The following is a 17,311-nucleotide window of genomic DNA, read 5'->3' as shown; positions in this document are numbered from 1 at the left end:
TTTAGGCTTGCTTTAAAATTTTGATACCAATGCCACAACACATACATTTCTTATTATCGCAATAGTATTTTTTTAGCTGCAAAATTCCCTGAGAGGCAAAGGCATGTTCAATTTTAACACCTGCTTCTGCAAATTTATCGGTAATTGCATTGTGTTCGGCCGGGAGGCTTTCCAATAGTTTTATTGCCCTTGCAACATACCCATCCGTTCCGGTATGCTTGCCATAAGCGAATAAAAACAACGCAACCGTATTCAACAACAGATTGTCGACCGATGCTTTACCAATCTGTATCCCTACCCGTGCTGTTTCTTTCCTGAAATGATAGTGCGTAAGCCAATATTCATTTACAGGCAACGACTCAAATAAAGCCCGCAGCTCAGTCACATCCTCTATCTCCATCGCTTTCGAAAAAAGATGGTTTGCTTTAATAATCAGTGCCGCAAACTGAGCCAGGCGAAGGGAAGGGAAATTCTGCGGACGCATCCTTAAAAATTTCCACATGGAAAATTCAATAGGCTTTATATTGTATTTGCTTTGCAAAAAACGAAATTCAAATTTCAAACGATTAGGATATTCATCCTCATAATCATTCTCCAGGAATCCCGCTGTACCAAAGACCAGCGCCTCGATCTGCATCTGGTTATTTTTGTGTTTACCTAGAATTTGTTGCGGCAGCGCTTTTGCGAAAAGCTCGAAAGGAACTGCATTTACTTTGAAGCCAAAATTACGGGCTAAAAACCTGTAAAATGTTTCATCCCAGTTTCCGTTCAACGCCGCTACAGTTTCCATTACGGCAGCTGTTTTGCTCTCAAAGCGTTCAATTAGGGTACGCGACAAAAACGAGTTAATCACCAGCTGATCTACATTTTTGATCTGTGCAATGCATGGAAAATCACTAAGAGCTAGAAAGAGTGTTTCATATCTCGAAATAAGGGCATCATCGATCAGAGATTTCAATTCCAGCACAGGTAACACTGTCCCATCCATCCGCTTGATCACAACGTCGTTCTCGTATACCACATGAAGAATGACATTCTCATAGGCAAAATCGCTTTGATGGTTGTGCTTTAGCCAATCTGACGATTTGATATGAATTTCAACATTTCCGGCCCAAAGCGTATTACCAATCTGAACTTTAGCATGGCCAAAATCAGGACCTGCATTTCGGTTCAACAAACCCTGGTAAATGATATTCAGCGACTCTCCGGCACATGTTTGTAGGTCCCGGTTTTTAAATGACCTGAACTGCCATACATAATGAAGAAAGTCTTCAGTAAAATTCATTACTGAAAATAAAATATATTCTCAATAGTTTTAAAAAAAATCTATTACGGGCTTGGAATAGTTGTTGAACAAAGGGCATTCAACGATATGTCTGATTTATGCGATTTGAGGTTTCTTTTTATAATTGGTGATAAAAACGCCCGCAATAATCAAAATCGTTGCTACAATTAAATCCATATCAACGTGTTCATCGAGGATGAGCCAACCCAAAAATATAGCAATAACTGTATTGAAGTAAGTCAGAATTGACACTTCTGATGCCGATACCTTTTTCAATGCATAATGATAACAGAAATAGCCCAGAACCGAACCAAAAATGGCGAGGTAAACTGCAGCAAAAATGCTTGATGTTTTCCAGGATGCCACATCGGCATTTCCGGAAAAGATTAACGCAAGTCCAAACTGCACAATTGCAGAAAATACAAACTGATAAAACAGATTTAAAAATATGTACTGAGGCTTTCCGCTGTGTTTTTTTGAATAAATAGTACCAATGGTCCAACCTGAAACTGCCACAACCAAAGATAAAATACCATTGCGGTAATTAGGCTCTAACAGATCGTTGATACCGTCCCTGAATATAAAAACTATCCCAAGAAAGCCAATGAATACGCCGATAAATCCTTTTAAACTTGATTTTTGAATTCCAAGGAATACACACCCTAAAAATACCATCAAGGGTGAGGTGGCATTTATTAGCGATGTTAAACCGCTTGGAATGGTTTTCTCTGCTACCGTGGTCATGCCATTGGCAACAACAACCATTAGCAGCGACAGTAAAATCTGTCTTTTAAAGGCCGGCCACCCGATCCATTTTAATTCTTTTTGCTTAATTAAAATAACCAGAATGATTAGTGAAGCAATGGTTTGGCGTATGGCGGTAACATACCAGGCTGGAATGCTTTCAACAGCCACCCGAATGCCCAGGTAAGTTGTTCCCCAAATCAGCGCAACACCGGTTAAGGCAAGTATAAGTTTAAGGTCTATTTTGGGTTTCATATTCGGGAGGATTAAAACCAGCGTAGCTGACAAGGTATCTCATCCTAAAGAGCCCGCCCATTAAGATTATGATTTGCATAAAATTATAAAAGTCCTGCGGCTGACAGTATCCCTTCCATTTCCTTCTGCAGCTTCAAAGCCTCTTCTCTTGCTTTTTCGGCGAAGTCTTCCCCTTTACCTGCATAAATAATCCCTCTGGAGGAATTGATCAATAATCCACACTGGGCATTTAGTCCATATTTACAAACTTCCTGCAGGTCTCCCCCTTGCGCACCTACCCCCGGTACGAGCAGAAAATGATCAGGGGCAAGTTTACGCACATCAGCAAAAGCCGCCCCACGGGTAGCGCCTACCACGTACATCATCTGCTCATTGGTAGCCCACTGCTGTGAGGTTTTTAATACCTTTTCAAAAAGTTTGTCACCGGCTAATTCCTGTAACTGAAAATCAGCGTGACCTGTATTGGAAGTAAGCGCTAAAAGAATTACCCATTTATCTTTAAATGTTAAAAATGGCATTACCGAATCGCTGCCCATGTACGGTGCTACTGTCACTGAATCGAAGCTCATTTCAGATGATTTTTCATTAAAAAAGGTTTCTGCGTACATGGCCGAGGTGTTTCCGATATCTCCCCGCTTGGCATCGGCAATTGAAAAAGTATCTTCAGGAATATATTTCCAGGTTTCAATTAATGTTTCCCAACCTTTTTTTCCATAACACTCGTAAAATGCCGTATTAGGTTTAAAAGCCACACATAAATCTTTTGTTGCATCAATAATTTGTTTATTGAACTCGAGGATCGGGTTTTCATACTTTAACAGGTGCTGAGGAATCTTATCCAGTGAAGAATCTAGTCCGACACATAAAAAAGAACGTTTTTTTTGGATCTGCTCGAAAAGTTGTTGTTTGGTCATACAATGGCTTATTTGGTGCAAATATGAGGTTTTTTAAGTTTTTTGAGCAAGCAAATTACCTTCACATGAATTATTTTTATAAACAATTTAAACTTTTTCTTGCGGATTACGTTTCAAATACATACAATTGCACCATAATTTCTCAACCGTTTATCTGAATATCCCAGAAAAATTTTATCAAGACTTGTTTTTTGTTACCATTTTTTAAAACGATTTTATCGTTTTCATTCAGCATGTAAACAATTATGAAACCATTTTGAGTACATAAATTAACAAACTCACCTGGTTTTATAATCCTAAAGATTTTATAGACAACGAACCGCAGAGCCTACACTAACACAAATATTTTAGGTCTATGCATTTATGGCAGGAAATATCCGCCATAACAAATGAAAAATTTCTTGAAACATATATATTTAGAATGTTTAGCAAAACAGAATTAAATGATAAGCTTACTCCAGAGTTACGCGAGCTAGCAAAAAACTATGGCATCGAGGGTGCCGACTCCCTTAGAAAAATAGACCTTGTTGAAGTACTTTTGCACCAGCAGGAAATTATAAGTGCTGCCAATGCCGGAGCAGGTGCCGATCCCTATTCGGATGCTACGCCAACTGAAACGGAAGCAGCACCGGTAACGAAAACAAAAGCTGTTAAAGCAGATAAAACCCAGAAAATTGCAGCCGCTTCCACAGAGGAAAAGCCTGTTAAAAAACGAGCCAGACTTACTAAAAGCGATTCACCGGCACCAGTGGAAAGAAAAAGCGATTCAATTACGCTATTTGACGAGCCTCACCGCCAGCCGGAGCGCGTTGTTGAACAGGAAGAAGTAAGCAGCAAACCAATTTCAGCACTGATCGAGGAATCGGCAGAAGTTTTACCTGCGGCCCCAAAGCAAAAACCTGAGCAAAAAGAAAAACAGGATAAAGCACCACGTGAAGATAACCGCCAGCAAAAACAACCTGGAGGTGGCAATCATCATAAAACTGAAAACAGCTACTCCAACCTTGATTTTGATAATGTAATCACTAATGAGGGTGTTTTAGAAATTATGCCCGATGGTTATGGTTTCCTTCGCTCAGCAGATTATAACTACCTGACCTCCCCGGATGATATTTACGTATCTCAATCTCAGATCAAACTTTTTGGTTTAAAAACAGGTGATACTGTAAAAGGAAGCATCCGTCCTCCGAAAGAAGGTGAAAAATATTTCCCACTTGTTCGTGTGGAAACAATCAATGGCAGAATTCCTGCAGAGGTTCGCGACCGTGTTCCTTTTGATTACCTGACCCCGCTTTTCCCTACAGAAAAACTAAACCTGTTTACGGATAACAGTAATTACTCTACCCGTATCATGGATTTGTTTACGCCAATTGGTAAAGGACAACGTGGTTTAATTGTGGCGCAACCTAAAACGGGTAAAACCAACCTGCTTAAAGAAGTTGCAAATGCAATTGCTAAAAACCACCCTGAGGTGTACCTGATTATCCTGTTAATTGATGAGCGTCCGGAAGAGGTTACCGATATGGCCCGTAGTGTAAGAGCAGAGGTAATTGCCTCTACTTTCGATGAGCCTGCAGAACGTCACGTTAAAATCGCCAACATCGTATTGGAGAAATCTAAACGATTGGTGGAAAGCGGACACGATGTGGTCATCCTGCTGGATTCAATTACCCGTTTGGCAAGGGCTTACAATACTACTGCTCCTGCATCAGGTAAAATATTATCTGGTGGTGTGGATGCGAATGCATTACATAAACCGAAACGTTTCTTCGGAGCGGCACGTAACATTGAAAATGGTGGTTCGTTAACCATCCTGGCAACAGCATTAACCGATACCGGTTCTAAAATGGATGAGGTAATTTTCGAAGAGTTTAAAGGTACAGGTAACATGGAGTTACAATTAGACCGTAAATTATCGAACAAACGTATCTTCCCTGCTATCGACATTACTGCTTCGAGCACACGACGTGACGACTTGTTATTGGATAGAGATATTTTACAACGTGTTTGGATCTTACGTAATCACCTGGCCGACATGAACAGTCAGGAAGCCATGGAATTCGTACAAGCTCAGATAAAAGGAACTAAGAGTAACGAAGAATTCTTAATTTCGATGAACAGCTAAATTGGTAACATGGGAGATGGATGATGGTATTCCGTCTTGCATCTCCCATCTCCCAACTTCCACATATGAAAAAGCATCTTCCTAACGCAATTACCTGTGCAAACCTGTTTTCTGGTTGTATCGGAATCGTTCTTGCATTTAAAGGTGAACTACAATCCGCAGCCTATTTTGTAATCCTCTCGGGGATTTTTGATTTTTTCGACGGAATGGTGGCCCGGCTACTGAATGTAAAATCTGCAATAGGAAAAGATCTTGATTCCCTTGCGGACATGGTCAGTTTTGGCTTTTTACCAGGTGTACTGATGTTTCAACTATTGAAGTCAAGTGATTACTCGTCACCATTCCTACCCTATTTTGGTTTTATCATCACTGTTTTTTCAGCTCTACGACTAGCGAAGTTTAATAATGACACCAGGCAATCGGAAGACTTCATCGGTTTGAATACCCCTATGAATACCTTATTCATCAGCTCCTTGTCATTCATTGCTATTGATTATCCACAGATGATTAGTTCTTCACTCTTACTTCTTGCCATCACTGCCGTTACAAGTTTTTTACTCATCAGTGAAATCAGAATTTTCTCGTTAAAGTTTTCAAACCTGAGCTGGGAGAAAAATAAAATTAAATTTATTTTTTTGATCCTTGCTACCGTATTAATTGCAATGCTAAAATTTGTGGCGGTGCCCTTTATTCTGGTGATCTATATCGGTTTCTCATTTCTACATTTCAGGGTGGGCAAAACACCGTCTGAGAAGTAAGGGAAAATTTCACCCTCATCAACCATAATGAAAAATTAAATTATGTTTGATTGCATCTCGGCTTTCGCTACCTGCAGCTGAGCATAAATTTCATTCAGCAATTCTTTAAGCCGCTCAACATCTCCGGGAATCTGTTCAATAGCCACTTGGTTTCGAGCATTATTTTCTATTAAACTCACAAAATCCTTAACATCATTCCTTCCGATATAAGTGAATGTGGGCTTAATTTTATGTGCACCATTACTTACCTTTAACCAGTTACGAGCCACCAAAGCCGCTTCGAGCTCTGCTAAATAAATGGGCGTTTGCTCAATAAAGGTATCGAAAACTTCGATCATAAAAGCTGGGTTGTGACCAACCATTTCTGTGAGATATGATAAATCTAAGGGATGATTATCATAATTATGCTGCATATTACAAATCTAATCAATTACAATTTTGTTAACGTCTAACTGGTCAGATATATTTTCGCTGATTTCTAAAATAGTTTTGCCTGATACCGGATGGACAATCTCCGGTGCAATTTCCGCAAGGGGCATCATCACAAACTTACGGTTCTGCATATGAGGGTGCGGCACCTGGAGTTTATCCGCAATATCAATCACTTCGTTTCCAAATAGGATCAGGTCGATATCAATTAGCCTTTCGCCCCACTTATCTTTCCTCACCCGTCCCAAAACCTGTTCTATTTCCAGGGCTTTCTCTAAAACCTGAACCGCACTCAGCCGGGTTTTCACTGCAACAGCCTGGTTGAGAAAAGATGGCTGATCGGTTTTACCCCAGGCAGCGGTTTCGTAACGGGAAGAAAGTGCTTCAATTTCCCCGATACCTTTGCCGATTAGGTCAATCGCCTGGTCCAGATTCTCCTCCCTGTTGCCTAAATTTCCGCCAAGTAACAAATAAGCAATTGTGCACTCTAAACCCGTATTAAGCATCATGTATTTTTATATCTTTACTGCACAAAATTAACATTTAAATGAAAGATTTCTTCAAGTATCTATTTGCGTCCATGCTGGGGTTTTTCCTGTCTACGGTAATTATTTTCATTATCATCTTCGTAATCATTGTTGGAGCGATTTCTTCAATTGATAGCGACAAAACCACAACAGTTTCAAATAACTCGGTACTGTTTTTAAACCTAGACCAGGCTGTTACCGAGCGCACACCCAAAAACCCTTTTGGCAACCTGCCTTTGGTGGGTGGAGATGAGAAAGACGGAATTGGTTTGAATGATTTGTTAAAAGCGATTAAAAGAGCGAAAACAGATGATAACATCAAATGCATTTACCTGAATGTGAGCAGCCCGAATGCAGGCTTTGCCACCATGCGCGAAGTTAGAACTGCACTTATAGATTTCAAAAAATCACATAAAAAAATCATTGCCTACAGCGAAGTATATACCCAGGGTGCTTATTATTTAGCTTCTGCTGCTGATAAAATTTACTTAAACCCGGAAGGTGCCTTAGAGTTTAAAGGGTTTAGCTCTGAACTTACTTTTTTTAAAGGCACACTGGAAAAAGTGGGTGTTGAAATGCAGGTGATCCGTGTTGGAAACTATAAAAGCGCTGTGGAGCCATTCATCTTAGACAAAATGAGTGATTATAACCGTAAGCAGGTAACGGCGTATGTTGGTGGCTTATATAACACTTTCCTAACAGATATTGCACAAAGCAGAAATTTGGAGAAAGATAGCCTGAATAAAATTGCAGATGACTACAGGGTACAGCAGCCTCAGGATGCGTTAAACTTCAAAATGATTGATGGATTGAAATATAAAGACCAGATCATAGAAGAACTGAAAGGATTATCCGGAACAACGAGAGGCGAAAATATCCGTTCAGTTTCGATCAATGACTATGCGAAGAACAATACGGAAACCGGTTCAGGAAAAGATAAGGTGGCTGTAATATATGCCAATGGAGAAATCAATGGTGGTGAAGGAAATGATAATCAGATTGGTTCTGAACGCATTTCAAGAGCCATCAGAAAAGCACGTTTAGATGAGGATATTAAAGCAGTTGTGCTCCGTGTGAATTCACCAGGTGGCAGTGCACTTGCATCCGACGTGATCTGGAGAGAAATTGTATTGACCAGGAAAGAAAAACCGGTTATTGCATCCTTTGGTGATGTTGCCGCATCCGGTGGCTATTACATTGGCTGCGCAGCCGACAGTATTTTCGTTCAACCCAATACCATTACCGGCTCTATCGGGGTATTTGGCATTATTCCCAATTTCCAGAATCTCATGACCAATAAACTGGGAATTACTTTCGATGGTGTTAAAACCGGGAAGTATGCTGATATCATGGCAACCAACCGCCCAATGACAGAAGGTGAAAGGTTTATCATTCAAAACCAGTTAAACAGGGTTTACGATGGGTTTATTACCAGGGTAGCAAATGGCAGGAAGAAATCCAAAGCCTATATCGACAGCATTGGAGGTGGGCATATTTGGATTGGGACAGATGCTGTGCAGATCGGTTTAGCAGACAGAATCGGAAGTTTTAATGATGCAATTAAATCTGCTGCAAAAAAGGCAAAACTCAAGGAATATAAAATAGTTGAATATCCTGATGTTGTTGATCCTTTAAAATCATTTATGGATGAGGGAACAGATCGCATTAAGACGTTCTATACTAAACAGGAGCTTGGCGACAATTATATCCTCTACCAACAAATGAAGAAAGTGATGGCCAGTTCAGGTATTCAGGCAAGAATGCCATTTGAAGCCATAATTAAATAATTTTATATGAAAGATGTGAGATGATGCATCCACGCGTACCATCTCACATCTTCCACTTGAGCCCTATTCCACTCTCTTCCATTCAGTGTGTAACGTGAGATAGGTTGCGTTCACAGACTGGTTCATTGGGTGAACGGTTAGCGCAATGCTCTTCCCTTTTAAAAACTCAAAACCAATTCCGTCTGATTTGGCATCATATACCGTTACCGTATCTTTATTTTCATTTAGATAAACGGAAAGCCTCTCCATACCCGGAAACTTCAACTTCGTGTCAGACTCAGATTTGCCGGTCGTAAATCCATCCTGAGTTTTAAATTTCCCCGAAGTAATCCGAACCTGCTTTACGTCTTTAATTCGCATACTGGTATCTCTGTAAGAGGAATAAACGGCAATTTCATCCCTGATACCCCCGGTAGAATCGTTGCCGTACCAAATGCCCCATGCCTTTCCCATGGCAGCATCGCCCGCATCGGGTTTACCTAAAATCTTTCCTACGCTTTCCACATCCTCTCCCAGAGAAATCTCGCCCACTGAGCGCCCAGGAACTATTAAAGACCGCTCATCAACGATCTTACCCGGCCCCGATTCAATACTGGCAATCGAATCTTGTTTATGCTCAGCATTTTTACCAGACTGACAGGCGGTAAAAATCGCGCATATAACCAGCAAAAAAGTTTTTATCGATTTCATAATTGTAGAACAACACTTTAGCAAATTCTGTTTGAAAAAATAGTACTCAAGAATATTTTAGCGCTTTATTTTATAATTTTACAGCTTATGGAAAATAAAACCATCGCCCGTACGCTGCGCTTGTTGTCTCAGCTAATGGAGTTGCACGAAGAGAATCCTTTTAAAATAAAATCGATTGCAAATGCCTATTTCAAGGTAGATAAACTACCTTTCCAATTGAAAGATAAAGCCATTGATGAGATCGATAAAATTGATGGAATCGGGAAAAGCCTTGCTGCAAAAATTATAGAGCTGCTACAAACGGGCGAACTTCAGGAACTGAAAGATATCGTTCAGCAAACACCGGAAGGCATTATCGAAATGCTGGGAATAAAAGGAATCGGCCCGAAAAAAATACTTATTATATGGCGTACACTTGCCATTGAAAGCATTGGAGAACTCTATTATGCCTGTAACGAAAACCGTTTAATTGAAGCAAAAGGTTTCGGTTTAAAAACCCAGGAGGAAATTAAAAAGGCGATAGAATTTAAACTTGCAGCCAATGGCAGATTTCTTTATGCACAGGTTGAGCGCTTTGCCAACTCATTATTTGCCGACTTATCTGAATGGTTATCAACATACGATGCCCAATATGCACTTGGCTTTGCCGGCCAGTACCGCCGTGCCTGCGAAATTATTGACGAACTGGAATTTGTAATCGGGACTGACCAGCTTTCAAAAATAAAGGCAGGCTTCGCTTCATTTACACCGTTATCGCTCATCGCCGCCGAAGATGCTTTTATTACTACTACTGAAGCCGGGCTGAGAATCAAGCTTACGCTTGCAGATAGTGCCGGATTCCATTTAGCGTGGTTTAAACAAACCGGAAATCCGGAACATGTAGAAAAAGTACTGACGCAAGCCGGAAATGGCCCATTTCAAAGCGAACTGGAGATTTATACCGCAGCAGGTTTGAGTTATATTGAGCCCGAGCTAAGGGAAGATTTTGATGAATTAGTTTTGGCGAAAGAACACAAACTCCCAGACTTAATTACCTATAAAGATTTGAAAGGCACGCTTCACAATCACTCAACCTGGAGTGATGGCGTGCATACACTGGAGGAAATGGCCTTATACTGTAAAAATGAGTTAAACTTGCAGTACCTGGGTATCTGCGACCATTCAAAAACTGCTGTATATGCCAAAGGATTAAATGAACAACGCGTTTTTGCCCAACAACAGGAAATTGATCAGTTAAATGAAAAGCTTGCTCCTTTCAAGATATTTAAAGGCATCGAGAGTGATATCCTGAGCGATGGTTCTTTGGATTACTCAGATGATGTACTCAAAACCTTTGATTTCGTAGTCGCCTCTGTGCACAGCAATTTGAGAATGGACGAAGCTAAAGCCACAGCTCGTCTGGTTAAGGCCATCGAAAATCCATACACGACGATATTAGGCCATCCAACAGGTCGCTTACTGCTTAGCAGGGCCGGATATCCGATAGATTATAAAAAAATAATTGATGCCTGCGCGGCCAACAAAGTGGTGATTGAGATTAATGCCAACCCATTGCGGTTAGATCTCGACTGGCGCTGGCATCGTTATGCACTGGAAAAAGGCGTATTACTGGCAATCAATCCGGATGCTCACCGTACCGAAGGTTTCCGCGACATGCATTACGGAACTTTGGTTGCCCGAAAAGGAGGTTTAGGTGCCGATAAATGCCTGAATGCTTTTTCACTGGAAGAGATTACCTCGTACTTTAAACAAAAGAAAGTTTAGCAACGGTGTGCAGATTAATGCATATAATGATCATTATCATCGGCCGATCAAGAAATTTGCACAGCTGCACTCCAACATACGTTCTATCTGTTGTAAAAAAATATAACTTTGCCCCATGATAAGTGAAATTGCAAACCATATATTCAATCAAGTTATTTCAGACTACCATAAGTTCGATGACATTGACCAGCCGGTAGAAAATCCATATGACGCAGAAAGTCTGGAACACCTGTTCTACATCAAGAACTGGATAGATACGGCCCAATGGCATATGGAAGACGTGGTACGCAATCCCAACATCGATCCGGCAGAAGGTTTGAGCTGGAAACGCCGCATTGATGCTCAAAATCAGGTACGTACAGATATGGTTGAATTTATTGATGGATATTTCTTAAACCTTTATCAGGGAATCAAGGCTTTGCCGGAGGCGAGAATTAACACCGAAAGTCCTGCATGGGCAATTGACAGACTTTCCATTCTTGCTTTAAAAATCTACCACATGCAGGAAGAAGCAGAACGCGAGAGCGCTTCTGCTGAACACCGTGCACAATGCCAGACCAAACTCAATGTCTTATTATCTCAACGGGAGGATTTATCGACCAGTATCGACGAGTTACTTGCAGATATTGAAGCCGGTAAAAAATACATGAAGGTTTACAAGCAAATGAAAATGTACAACGATCCGAGTTTAAATCCGGTTTTGTACAAGAAAGCATAGCATATTATGCGGTTACCTGCTACCAGTTACTAGCAAAAATTTATATCCATGACAACTCCCCAGAGAATTATAATCTTGCGTTTTTCGGCTATGGGCGACGTAGCCATGGTGGCTTCTGTGTTAAATGCTTTTGCCGCTCAAAATCCATCCGTAGAAATGATAATGGTTAGCCGTGAAGGATTTAAACCTTTTTTCGACGGCATCGATAACCTTACTTTCCATCCCATTCAACCGAAAACCCTTCATAAAGGAATTGACGGATTATTTAAACTGTACCAGGAGCTCAGAAAATACAAACCAACGGCTATAGCTGACTTACATGATAATTTAAGGAGCAGAGCCATTTCAACTTTTTTTCGCTTAACACGCGTCAAAATTAAACGGATAGATAAAGGCAGGGCAGAGAAAAAAGCACTTACGCGCAAAGAAAACAAGATATTCAGGCAGTTGAAACATACGGTAGAACGTTATGCCGATGTATTCCGCGAACTGAAATTTGATGTCAGGCTCAATTATCAGCTTAAAAGAGATCCGCAGCAACTTCCGTTAAAAGCCAAAGCACTTTTTGAAAATAACCAAACAAAAAAGATAGGCATATCCCCTTTCGCACAGCATGTTTATAAAGTATATCCACTGGATCGCATGGAAGAAGTTATTGCATCCCTCAGCACGTTGGGATACGAACTTTTTATATTTGGTGGCGGAAAGTTTGAAAAAAGTGTTGCTGAAGAATGGGCTTTGACCTATTCCAATACACACAATTTAATTGGAACTTTCAATCTAAGTGAAGAACTAGCCATCATTTCAAACCTCGACCTCATGGTGAGCATGGATTCATCAGGAATGCACATGGCTTCACTAGTTGGCATCCCCGTGGTGTCGATCTGGGGTCCAACCCATCCATACGCAGGTTTCCTCGGATACGGACAAGTGGAAAGCGATTGCATACAAATAGATCATCCCGCAAGGCCAAATTCCATTTATGGAAACAAACCATGCATGTGTGGTGTTCACAGTAGTATGGATTTAATTGATCCTGAAACAATTGTAAACAAGATTAAGCAAAAACTACATGGCTAAGCAATTATTGTTGGTTCGGCACGGGAAGTCGGATTGGGGGAACTTAGATTTAAAAGATTTCGACAGACCTCTGAATAAACGCGGAAAAGAAAATTCGCCCGAAATGGCAGAAAGGTTACTGAGCCGGGGAATTAAATTTGACCTCATGGTGAGCAGTCCTGCAAAACGTGCAAAATCAACAGCTAAATTCTTTGCAGAGGCATATCAGTTTGACGCTATACAGTACGAGGAATCTATTTACGAAGCCAATACTGGTGCCCTTTTAAAGGTGGTGAACAATCTCGACGATTCGGCAGATACAGTGATCATGTTTGGCCATAATCCGGGTTTTACAGATTTTGCAAACGAGTTAAGTAATGCAGACATTTACAATATCCCAACCGCAGGCGTTGTTTCCATGCAGTTTCCTTTCGAAAGCTGGAAAATGGTAAGTAAAGGAACAGGGACACTTGTATTCTTTGATTATCCTAAAAACAGTGATGAGATTTAGGTCGTTTCGAAAGACATCTTTATGAAAAATTATTAGCCCTTAGCTAAAAATATTTTTATTACCTTTGAATATATAAAACGAAAGTCCGGCAATTAGACATTTCGGTGAATTCATAACCTCATCTCTTTTGGTTATTTCATAATTCGTATCGCCGGAATATTATCCATTAATTTATTTTGAACATGAATTTCGACTATAATACTACGCGGAGCCATCTGATTTTATCAGAATACGGCCGCAACGTTCAAAACATGGTGAAGTATATCTGCGAATTGCCCACCATTGAAGAGCGAAATAAATACGCACAGGCAGTAATTGATTTAATGGGGTTTTTACAACCGCATTTGAGAGATGTTGCCGATTTTAAACATAAGCTCTGGGACCATTTACACATTATCTCAGGCTACCAGATTGATGTGGAAAGTCCTTATCCTAAGCCGCTTCCAGAAAACGCTTTTAAAAGACCGGAACCTCTGCCCTATCCTCAGCGAAGGATTACCTATAAACATTATGGTAAAACTGTTGAAGGATTAATTGAAAAAGCCATGGCCGAACAAGACATGGAACGCAGAAAAGTGATGGTACAGGGCATTGCCAACTTTATGAAAATGGCCTATGTTACCTGGAACAAAGACAACGTATCTGATGAAACCATTATAAAAGATTTAAGTTATTTATCTGGTGGTATGCTAAGGCTTGATGAAGGTGTTAACCTGGCTAAAGTTGAATTTAGGGCGCAGAATCCTCGTCAGAACACCAACAATAACAACCGTGGGCGGAATAACAACAACAACAATAATGGTAAAAACCGCCAGAATAACAATAATAACAACCGCGGAAGAAATAACAACAAACCTAAATATTAGAGGAAAGGTAAATGGCAGCAGGAGAAAGGCGCAAGGTTAAGTACCCGCCCAATTTTGATACCTGATACTCAATACTAAATACTAAAAAGATATATGAACGCATTTGAAATAACAGGCGGAATTAAATTAAAAGGCGAAATTACTCCTCAGGGCGCCAAAAACGAAGCTTTACAGATTTTATCAGCTGTATTGTTAACCGAAGAGAAAATCACCATCAGCAATATCCCTGATATCAAAGATGTTAACAAACTCATTGAGTTACTGGGCGATTTAGGGGTTATTGTTGAGCGTATTGATAAAGATACCTATACCTTTGAAGCGAAAAATATTGACCTGAATTTCTTTGAGTCTGAAACTTTTAAAGCTAAAGGCGGTGGCCTGCGTGGTTCGATCATGATTGTTGGTCCGCTACTGGCCCGTTTCGGTAAAGCAGCTATCCCTAAACCGGGTGGAGATAAAATCGGACGGAGAAGGTTGGATACCCACTTTATCGGTTTCGAAAAGCTAGGGGCTAAATTTGTTTACGATAGCAAGAAAGCGTTTTTCAATGTGGATGCAACCAATTTACAGGGGGCATACATATTGCTGGATGAGGCATCAGTTACGGGAACTGCAAATATTGTGATGGCTGCAGTTTTGGCTAAAGGTACAACTACGATCTACAATGCGGCCTGCGAGCCTTATTTACAGCAACTTTGTAAAATGCTTAACCGCATGGGCGCAAAAATCTCTGGTATTGGCTCAAACTTACTCACCATTGAGGGTGTAAAAGTTTTAGGTGGAACAGAACATAGAATGTTGCCCGATATGATTGAAATTGGTTCTTTTATCGGTTTGGCTGCTATGACAGAATCTGAAATTACCATCAAAAATGTTTGTTATGACGAGCTGGGTGTAATTCCTGAAGTTTTCAAAAAGCTTGGCATTAATCTGGAACGCAGAGGTGATGATATCTTTGTTCCTTTGCAAAAACACTACGAGATCGATACTTTTATTGATGGATCAATCTTAACCATTGCCGATGCCCCATGGCCAGGTTTTACACCCGACTTATTGAGTATCGTACTGGTTGTAGCTACACAGGCCAAAGGAAACGTTCTGATCCATCAAAAGATGTTTGAGAGCCGTTTATTCTTCGTCGATAAATTAATCGATATGGGTGCTCAAATTATCCTTTGTGATCCACATCGTGCAACAGTGAATGGTATTGATAAAAAATATAAACTTCGCGGAATCAGCATGACCTCTCCAGACATCAGAGCCGGAGTGTCATTGTTAATTGCAGCCCTATCTGCCGAGGGTAAATCTACCATCTACAATATTGAACAGATTGAGCGTGGCTATCAGGATATTGATACCCGTTTACGTGCCTTAGGCGCACAGATTAAACGTGTCAATGCCGATGCACCAAGTCACTAGAGAAGGCGAAAATATAACGTAATGTAAAAGGCCCGGGTAAGAAATTTACCCGGGCCTTTTTGATGTGTATGTTCAGTCTGAATTTACTAACCCGATATTGCATTTATGATATCGTACTGCGTAATAATTTCTATTTTCCCTGCCTCATCCTCTACTAGTACAGCTGAGTTTTCCTTGTTAATCAGCGACGAAATTTTATCTATAGAAGTATTTAAATCGACAAACGGAAAAGTAGCGGTCATGATTTCTGAAATTGGCGCCGATTTCAATCCCGGGTTTTCAAGCAAAGCCGATAAAATATCGCTTTCTGCAATTTTACCAACAATCATTCCCTGCTGTGTCACCGGAATCTGAGAAATGTTCATCGACTTAATGGTATTGATCGCTTCAAGAACAGATTTAGTGGCATCCAGCGTAACGATTTCTGTTGACTCCTTTTTCGCCAGGATGGACTTGGCTGTCAATTTCTCATCCTGCAAGAACCCCCGCTCGCGCAACCAGTCTTCATTGTACATTTTACCCATGTAGCGGCTTCCATGATCGTGAAAGATGACAACAACCACATCTTCAGGTTTCAATTTATCTTTCAACTGAATGAGGCCACCAATAGCTGCACCAGCCGAATTCCCTACAAAAATGCCTTCCTTGCGTGCAATGTCGCGTGTCATCAGGGCAGCATCCTTATCGGTTACTTTTTCAAATAGATCGATCACCTCGAAATTTACGTTTGCAGGCAGAAAATCTTCCCCAATCCCTTCTGTGATGTATGGGTAAATTTCATCCTTGTCAAATATTCCCGTTTCTTTATACTTCTTAAACACAGAACCATAAGTATCGATACCCCATACCTTAATATCAGGATTTTTTTCTTTTAAATATTTTCCAGTACCTGAAATGGTACCTCCCGTGCCTACCCCTACTACCAGGTGGGTAATTTTACCTTCCGTTTGTGCCCAGATTTCAGGTCCGGTTTGTTCGTAGTGTGCCTGTGAATTGGCCAGGTTATCATATTGATTTGGTTTCCATGAATTTGGAACTTCCCGCTCCAAACGTGAGGAGACAGAGTAGTATGAACGTGGATCTTCGGGCTCAACATTTGTCGGACACACAATTACCTCAGCGCCAAAAGCCCTTAAAGCGTCAACTTTCTCTTTTGATTGTTTATCCGTTGTGGTAAAAATACATTTATAGCCTTTAATGATGGCAGCCATAGCAAGCCCCATTCCGGTGTTTCCCGAAGTTCCTTCGATAATTGTTCCTCCGGGTTTAAGCTTTCCGCTTCGCTCTGCATCTTCAATCATCTTAACCGCCATACGGTCTTTAATGGAATTACCTGGATTGGTAGTTTCAATTTTTGCCAGGATAGTTCCCGGAACACCTTTAGTAATCGTATTTAATTTTACCAATGGCGTATTACCAATGGTTTCGAGAATATTATTGTACCACATGCAACAAAATTA

General features: G+C 40.6%; 16 protein-coding genes. 9 read left to right on the top strand and 7 right to left on the bottom strand.

The features are described 5' to 3' along the window. Nucleotide 1: 1 nt before the first annotated feature. From R2Q80_RS16855 to pyrF, 3 genes are all read right to left on the bottom strand, one after another. On the bottom strand, nucleotides 2–1,285 hold the full coding sequence (locus R2Q80_RS16855) for a DUF2851 family protein (protein ID WP_316800723.1): 1,284 nt from the start codon (nucleotides 1,283–1,285) through the stop codon (nucleotides 2–4). Nucleotides 1,286–1,381: 96 nt separating this feature from the next. Next, the gene (locus R2Q80_RS16850) at nucleotides 1,382–2,284 is read right to left on the bottom strand and encodes a DMT family transporter (RefSeq protein ID WP_316800722.1); all 903 of its coding nucleotides are present in this window, start codon (nucleotides 2,282–2,284) and stop codon (nucleotides 1,382–1,384) included. 83 nt (nucleotides 2,285–2,367) lie between these two features. Further along, nucleotides 2,368–3,198, bottom strand: a complete 831-nt coding sequence (gene pyrF, locus R2Q80_RS16845) for an orotidine-5'-phosphate decarboxylase (RefSeq protein ID WP_316800721.1) — start codon at nucleotides 3,196–3,198, stop codon at nucleotides 2,368–2,370. Between the two features lie 355 nt (nucleotides 3,199–3,553). On the opposite strand from pyrF, the gene rho reads away from it, so the two are divergent. Then, complete coding sequence (rho, locus tag R2Q80_RS16840; protein WP_316800720.1) at nucleotides 3,554–5,323, top strand: transcription termination factor Rho; 1,770 nt, start codon at nucleotides 3,554–3,556, stop codon at nucleotides 5,321–5,323. A gap of 65 nt (nucleotides 5,324–5,388) precedes the next feature. Next, nucleotides 5,389–6,081, top strand: a complete 693-nt coding sequence (pssA, locus tag R2Q80_RS16835) for a CDP-diacylglycerol--serine O-phosphatidyltransferase (RefSeq protein ID WP_316800719.1) — start codon at nucleotides 5,389–5,391, stop codon at nucleotides 6,079–6,081. A gap of 35 nt (nucleotides 6,082–6,116) precedes the next feature. On the opposite strand, the gene R2Q80_RS16830 is transcribed toward pssA, so the two are convergent. Further along, the gene (locus tag R2Q80_RS16830) at nucleotides 6,117–6,419 is read right to left on the bottom strand and encodes an Hpt domain-containing protein (RefSeq protein ID WP_316800718.1); all 303 of its coding nucleotides are present in this window, start codon (nucleotides 6,417–6,419) and stop codon (nucleotides 6,117–6,119) included. 84 nt (nucleotides 6,420–6,503) lie between these two features. Then, nucleotides 6,504–7,019 carry a 2-amino-4-hydroxy-6-hydroxymethyldihydropteridine diphosphokinase gene (gene folK, locus R2Q80_RS16825; RefSeq protein ID WP_316800717.1) on the bottom strand — a complete coding sequence of 172 codons (516 nt, stop codon included), beginning with the start codon at nucleotides 7,017–7,019 and terminating at the stop codon, nucleotides 6,504–6,506. 38 nt (nucleotides 7,020–7,057) lie between these two features. Here folK and sppA point away from each other — a divergent pair, with 38 nt between their 5' ends. Beyond that, nucleotides 7,058–8,824 carry a signal peptide peptidase SppA gene (gene sppA, locus R2Q80_RS16820; protein ID WP_316800716.1) on the top strand — a complete coding sequence of 589 codons (1,767 nt, stop codon included), beginning with the start codon at nucleotides 7,058–7,060 and terminating at the stop codon, nucleotides 8,822–8,824. 63 nt (nucleotides 8,825–8,887) lie between these two features. On the opposite strand, the gene R2Q80_RS16815 is transcribed toward sppA, so the two are convergent. After that, entirely contained in the window at nucleotides 8,888–9,514 is a 627-nt protein-coding gene (locus tag R2Q80_RS16815; protein WP_316800715.1) for a hypothetical protein, read from the bottom strand. 87 nt (nucleotides 9,515–9,601) lie between these two features. Between R2Q80_RS16815 and R2Q80_RS16810 the strand changes: the two genes are divergently transcribed. From R2Q80_RS16810 to murA, 6 genes are all read left to right on the top strand, one after another. After that, entirely contained in the window at nucleotides 9,602–11,278 is a 1,677-nt protein-coding gene (locus tag R2Q80_RS16810; RefSeq protein ID WP_316800714.1) for a helix-hairpin-helix domain-containing protein, read from the top strand. Nucleotides 11,279–11,393: 115 nt separating this feature from the next. Beyond that, on the top strand, nucleotides 11,394–11,996 hold the full coding sequence (locus R2Q80_RS16805; protein WP_316800713.1) for a DUF4254 domain-containing protein: 603 nt from the start codon (nucleotides 11,394–11,396) through the stop codon (nucleotides 11,994–11,996). 48 nt (nucleotides 11,997–12,044) lie between these two features. Beyond that, nucleotides 12,045–13,076 carry a glycosyltransferase family 9 protein gene (locus tag R2Q80_RS16800; RefSeq protein ID WP_316800712.1) on the top strand — a complete coding sequence of 344 codons (1,032 nt, stop codon included), beginning with the start codon at nucleotides 12,045–12,047 and terminating at the stop codon, nucleotides 13,074–13,076. Further along, a complete protein-coding gene (locus R2Q80_RS16795; RefSeq protein ID WP_316800711.1) occupies nucleotides 13,069–13,566 on the top strand; it encodes a SixA phosphatase family protein in 498 nt (165 codons plus the stop codon). The genes R2Q80_RS16800 and R2Q80_RS16795 overlap by 8 nt, the downstream gene beginning before the upstream one ends. A 182-nt stretch (nucleotides 13,567–13,748) precedes the next feature. Continuing rightward, nucleotides 13,749–14,432, top strand: a complete 684-nt coding sequence (locus tag R2Q80_RS16790; RefSeq protein ID WP_316800710.1) for a DUF4290 domain-containing protein — start codon at nucleotides 13,749–13,751, stop codon at nucleotides 14,430–14,432. Between the two features lie 93 nt (nucleotides 14,433–14,525). Next, nucleotides 14,526–15,851 (top strand): UDP-N-acetylglucosamine 1-carboxyvinyltransferase, encoded by a 1,326-nt coding sequence (gene murA / locus R2Q80_RS16785; protein WP_316800709.1) that lies wholly within the window; start codon nucleotides 14,526–14,528, stop codon nucleotides 15,849–15,851. 86 nt (nucleotides 15,852–15,937) lie between these two features. Here the strand turns inward: murA and R2Q80_RS16780 are convergent, their stop codons facing one another. Next, nucleotides 15,938–17,299, bottom strand: a complete 1,362-nt coding sequence (locus tag R2Q80_RS16780; protein WP_316800708.1) for a pyridoxal-phosphate dependent enzyme — start codon at nucleotides 17,297–17,299, stop codon at nucleotides 15,938–15,940. Between the last annotated feature and the right edge of the window lie 12 nt (nucleotides 17,300–17,311).

It is taken from the genome of Pedobacter frigidisoli (assembly GCF_032678525.1).
GTDB lineage: Bacteria > Bacteroidota > Bacteroidia > Sphingobacteriales > Sphingobacteriaceae > Pedobacter > Pedobacter frigidisoli_A.
This window is presented reverse-complemented; position numbering and strand designations above follow the sequence as displayed.

Coding starts and splice junctions, on each gene's coding strand:
- pssA (WP_316800719.1), top strand. CDS start 5,389: ATGAAAAAGCATCTTCCTAACGCAATTACCTGTGCAAACCTGTTTTCT.
- R2Q80_RS16810 (WP_316800714.1), top strand. CDS start 9,602: ATGGAAAATAAAACCATCGCCCGTACGCTGCGCTTGTTGTCTCAGCTA.
- folK (WP_316800717.1), bottom strand. CDS start 7,019: ATGATGCTTAATACGGGTTTAGAGTGCACAATTGCTTATTTGTTACTT.
- R2Q80_RS16850 (WP_316800722.1), bottom strand. CDS start 2,284: ATGAAACCCAAAATAGACCTTAAACTTATACTTGCCTTAACCGGTGTT.
- R2Q80_RS16805 (WP_316800713.1), top strand. CDS start 11,394: ATGATAAGTGAAATTGCAAACCATATATTCAATCAAGTTATTTCAGAC.
- pyrF (WP_316800721.1), bottom strand. CDS start 3,198: ATGACCAAACAACAACTTTTCGAGCAGATCCAAAAAAAACGTTCTTTT.
- R2Q80_RS16795 (WP_316800711.1), top strand. CDS start 13,069: ATGGCTAAGCAATTATTGTTGGTTCGGCACGGGAAGTCGGATTGGGGG.
- R2Q80_RS16780 (WP_316800708.1), bottom strand. CDS start 17,299: ATGTGGTACAATAATATTCTCGAAACCATTGGTAATACGCCATTGGTA.
- rho (WP_316800720.1), top strand. CDS start 3,554: ATGCATTTATGGCAGGAAATATCCGCCATAACAAATGAAAAATTTCTT.
- R2Q80_RS16855 (WP_316800723.1), bottom strand. CDS start 1,285: ATGAATTTTACTGAAGACTTTCTTCATTATGTATGGCAGTTCAGGTCA.
- R2Q80_RS16800 (WP_316800712.1), top strand. CDS start 12,045: ATGACAACTCCCCAGAGAATTATAATCTTGCGTTTTTCGGCTATGGGC.
- murA (WP_316800709.1), top strand. CDS start 14,526: ATGAACGCATTTGAAATAACAGGCGGAATTAAATTAAAAGGCGAAATT.
- R2Q80_RS16815 (WP_316800715.1), bottom strand. CDS start 9,514: ATGAAATCGATAAAAACTTTTTTGCTGGTTATATGCGCGATTTTTACC.
- R2Q80_RS16790 (WP_316800710.1), top strand. CDS start 13,749: ATGAATTTCGACTATAATACTACGCGGAGCCATCTGATTTTATCAGAA.
- R2Q80_RS16830 (WP_316800718.1), bottom strand. CDS start 6,419: ATGATCGAAGTTTTCGATACCTTTATTGAGCAAACGCCCATTTATTTA.
- sppA (WP_316800716.1), top strand. CDS start 7,058: ATGAAAGATTTCTTCAAGTATCTATTTGCGTCCATGCTGGGGTTTTTC.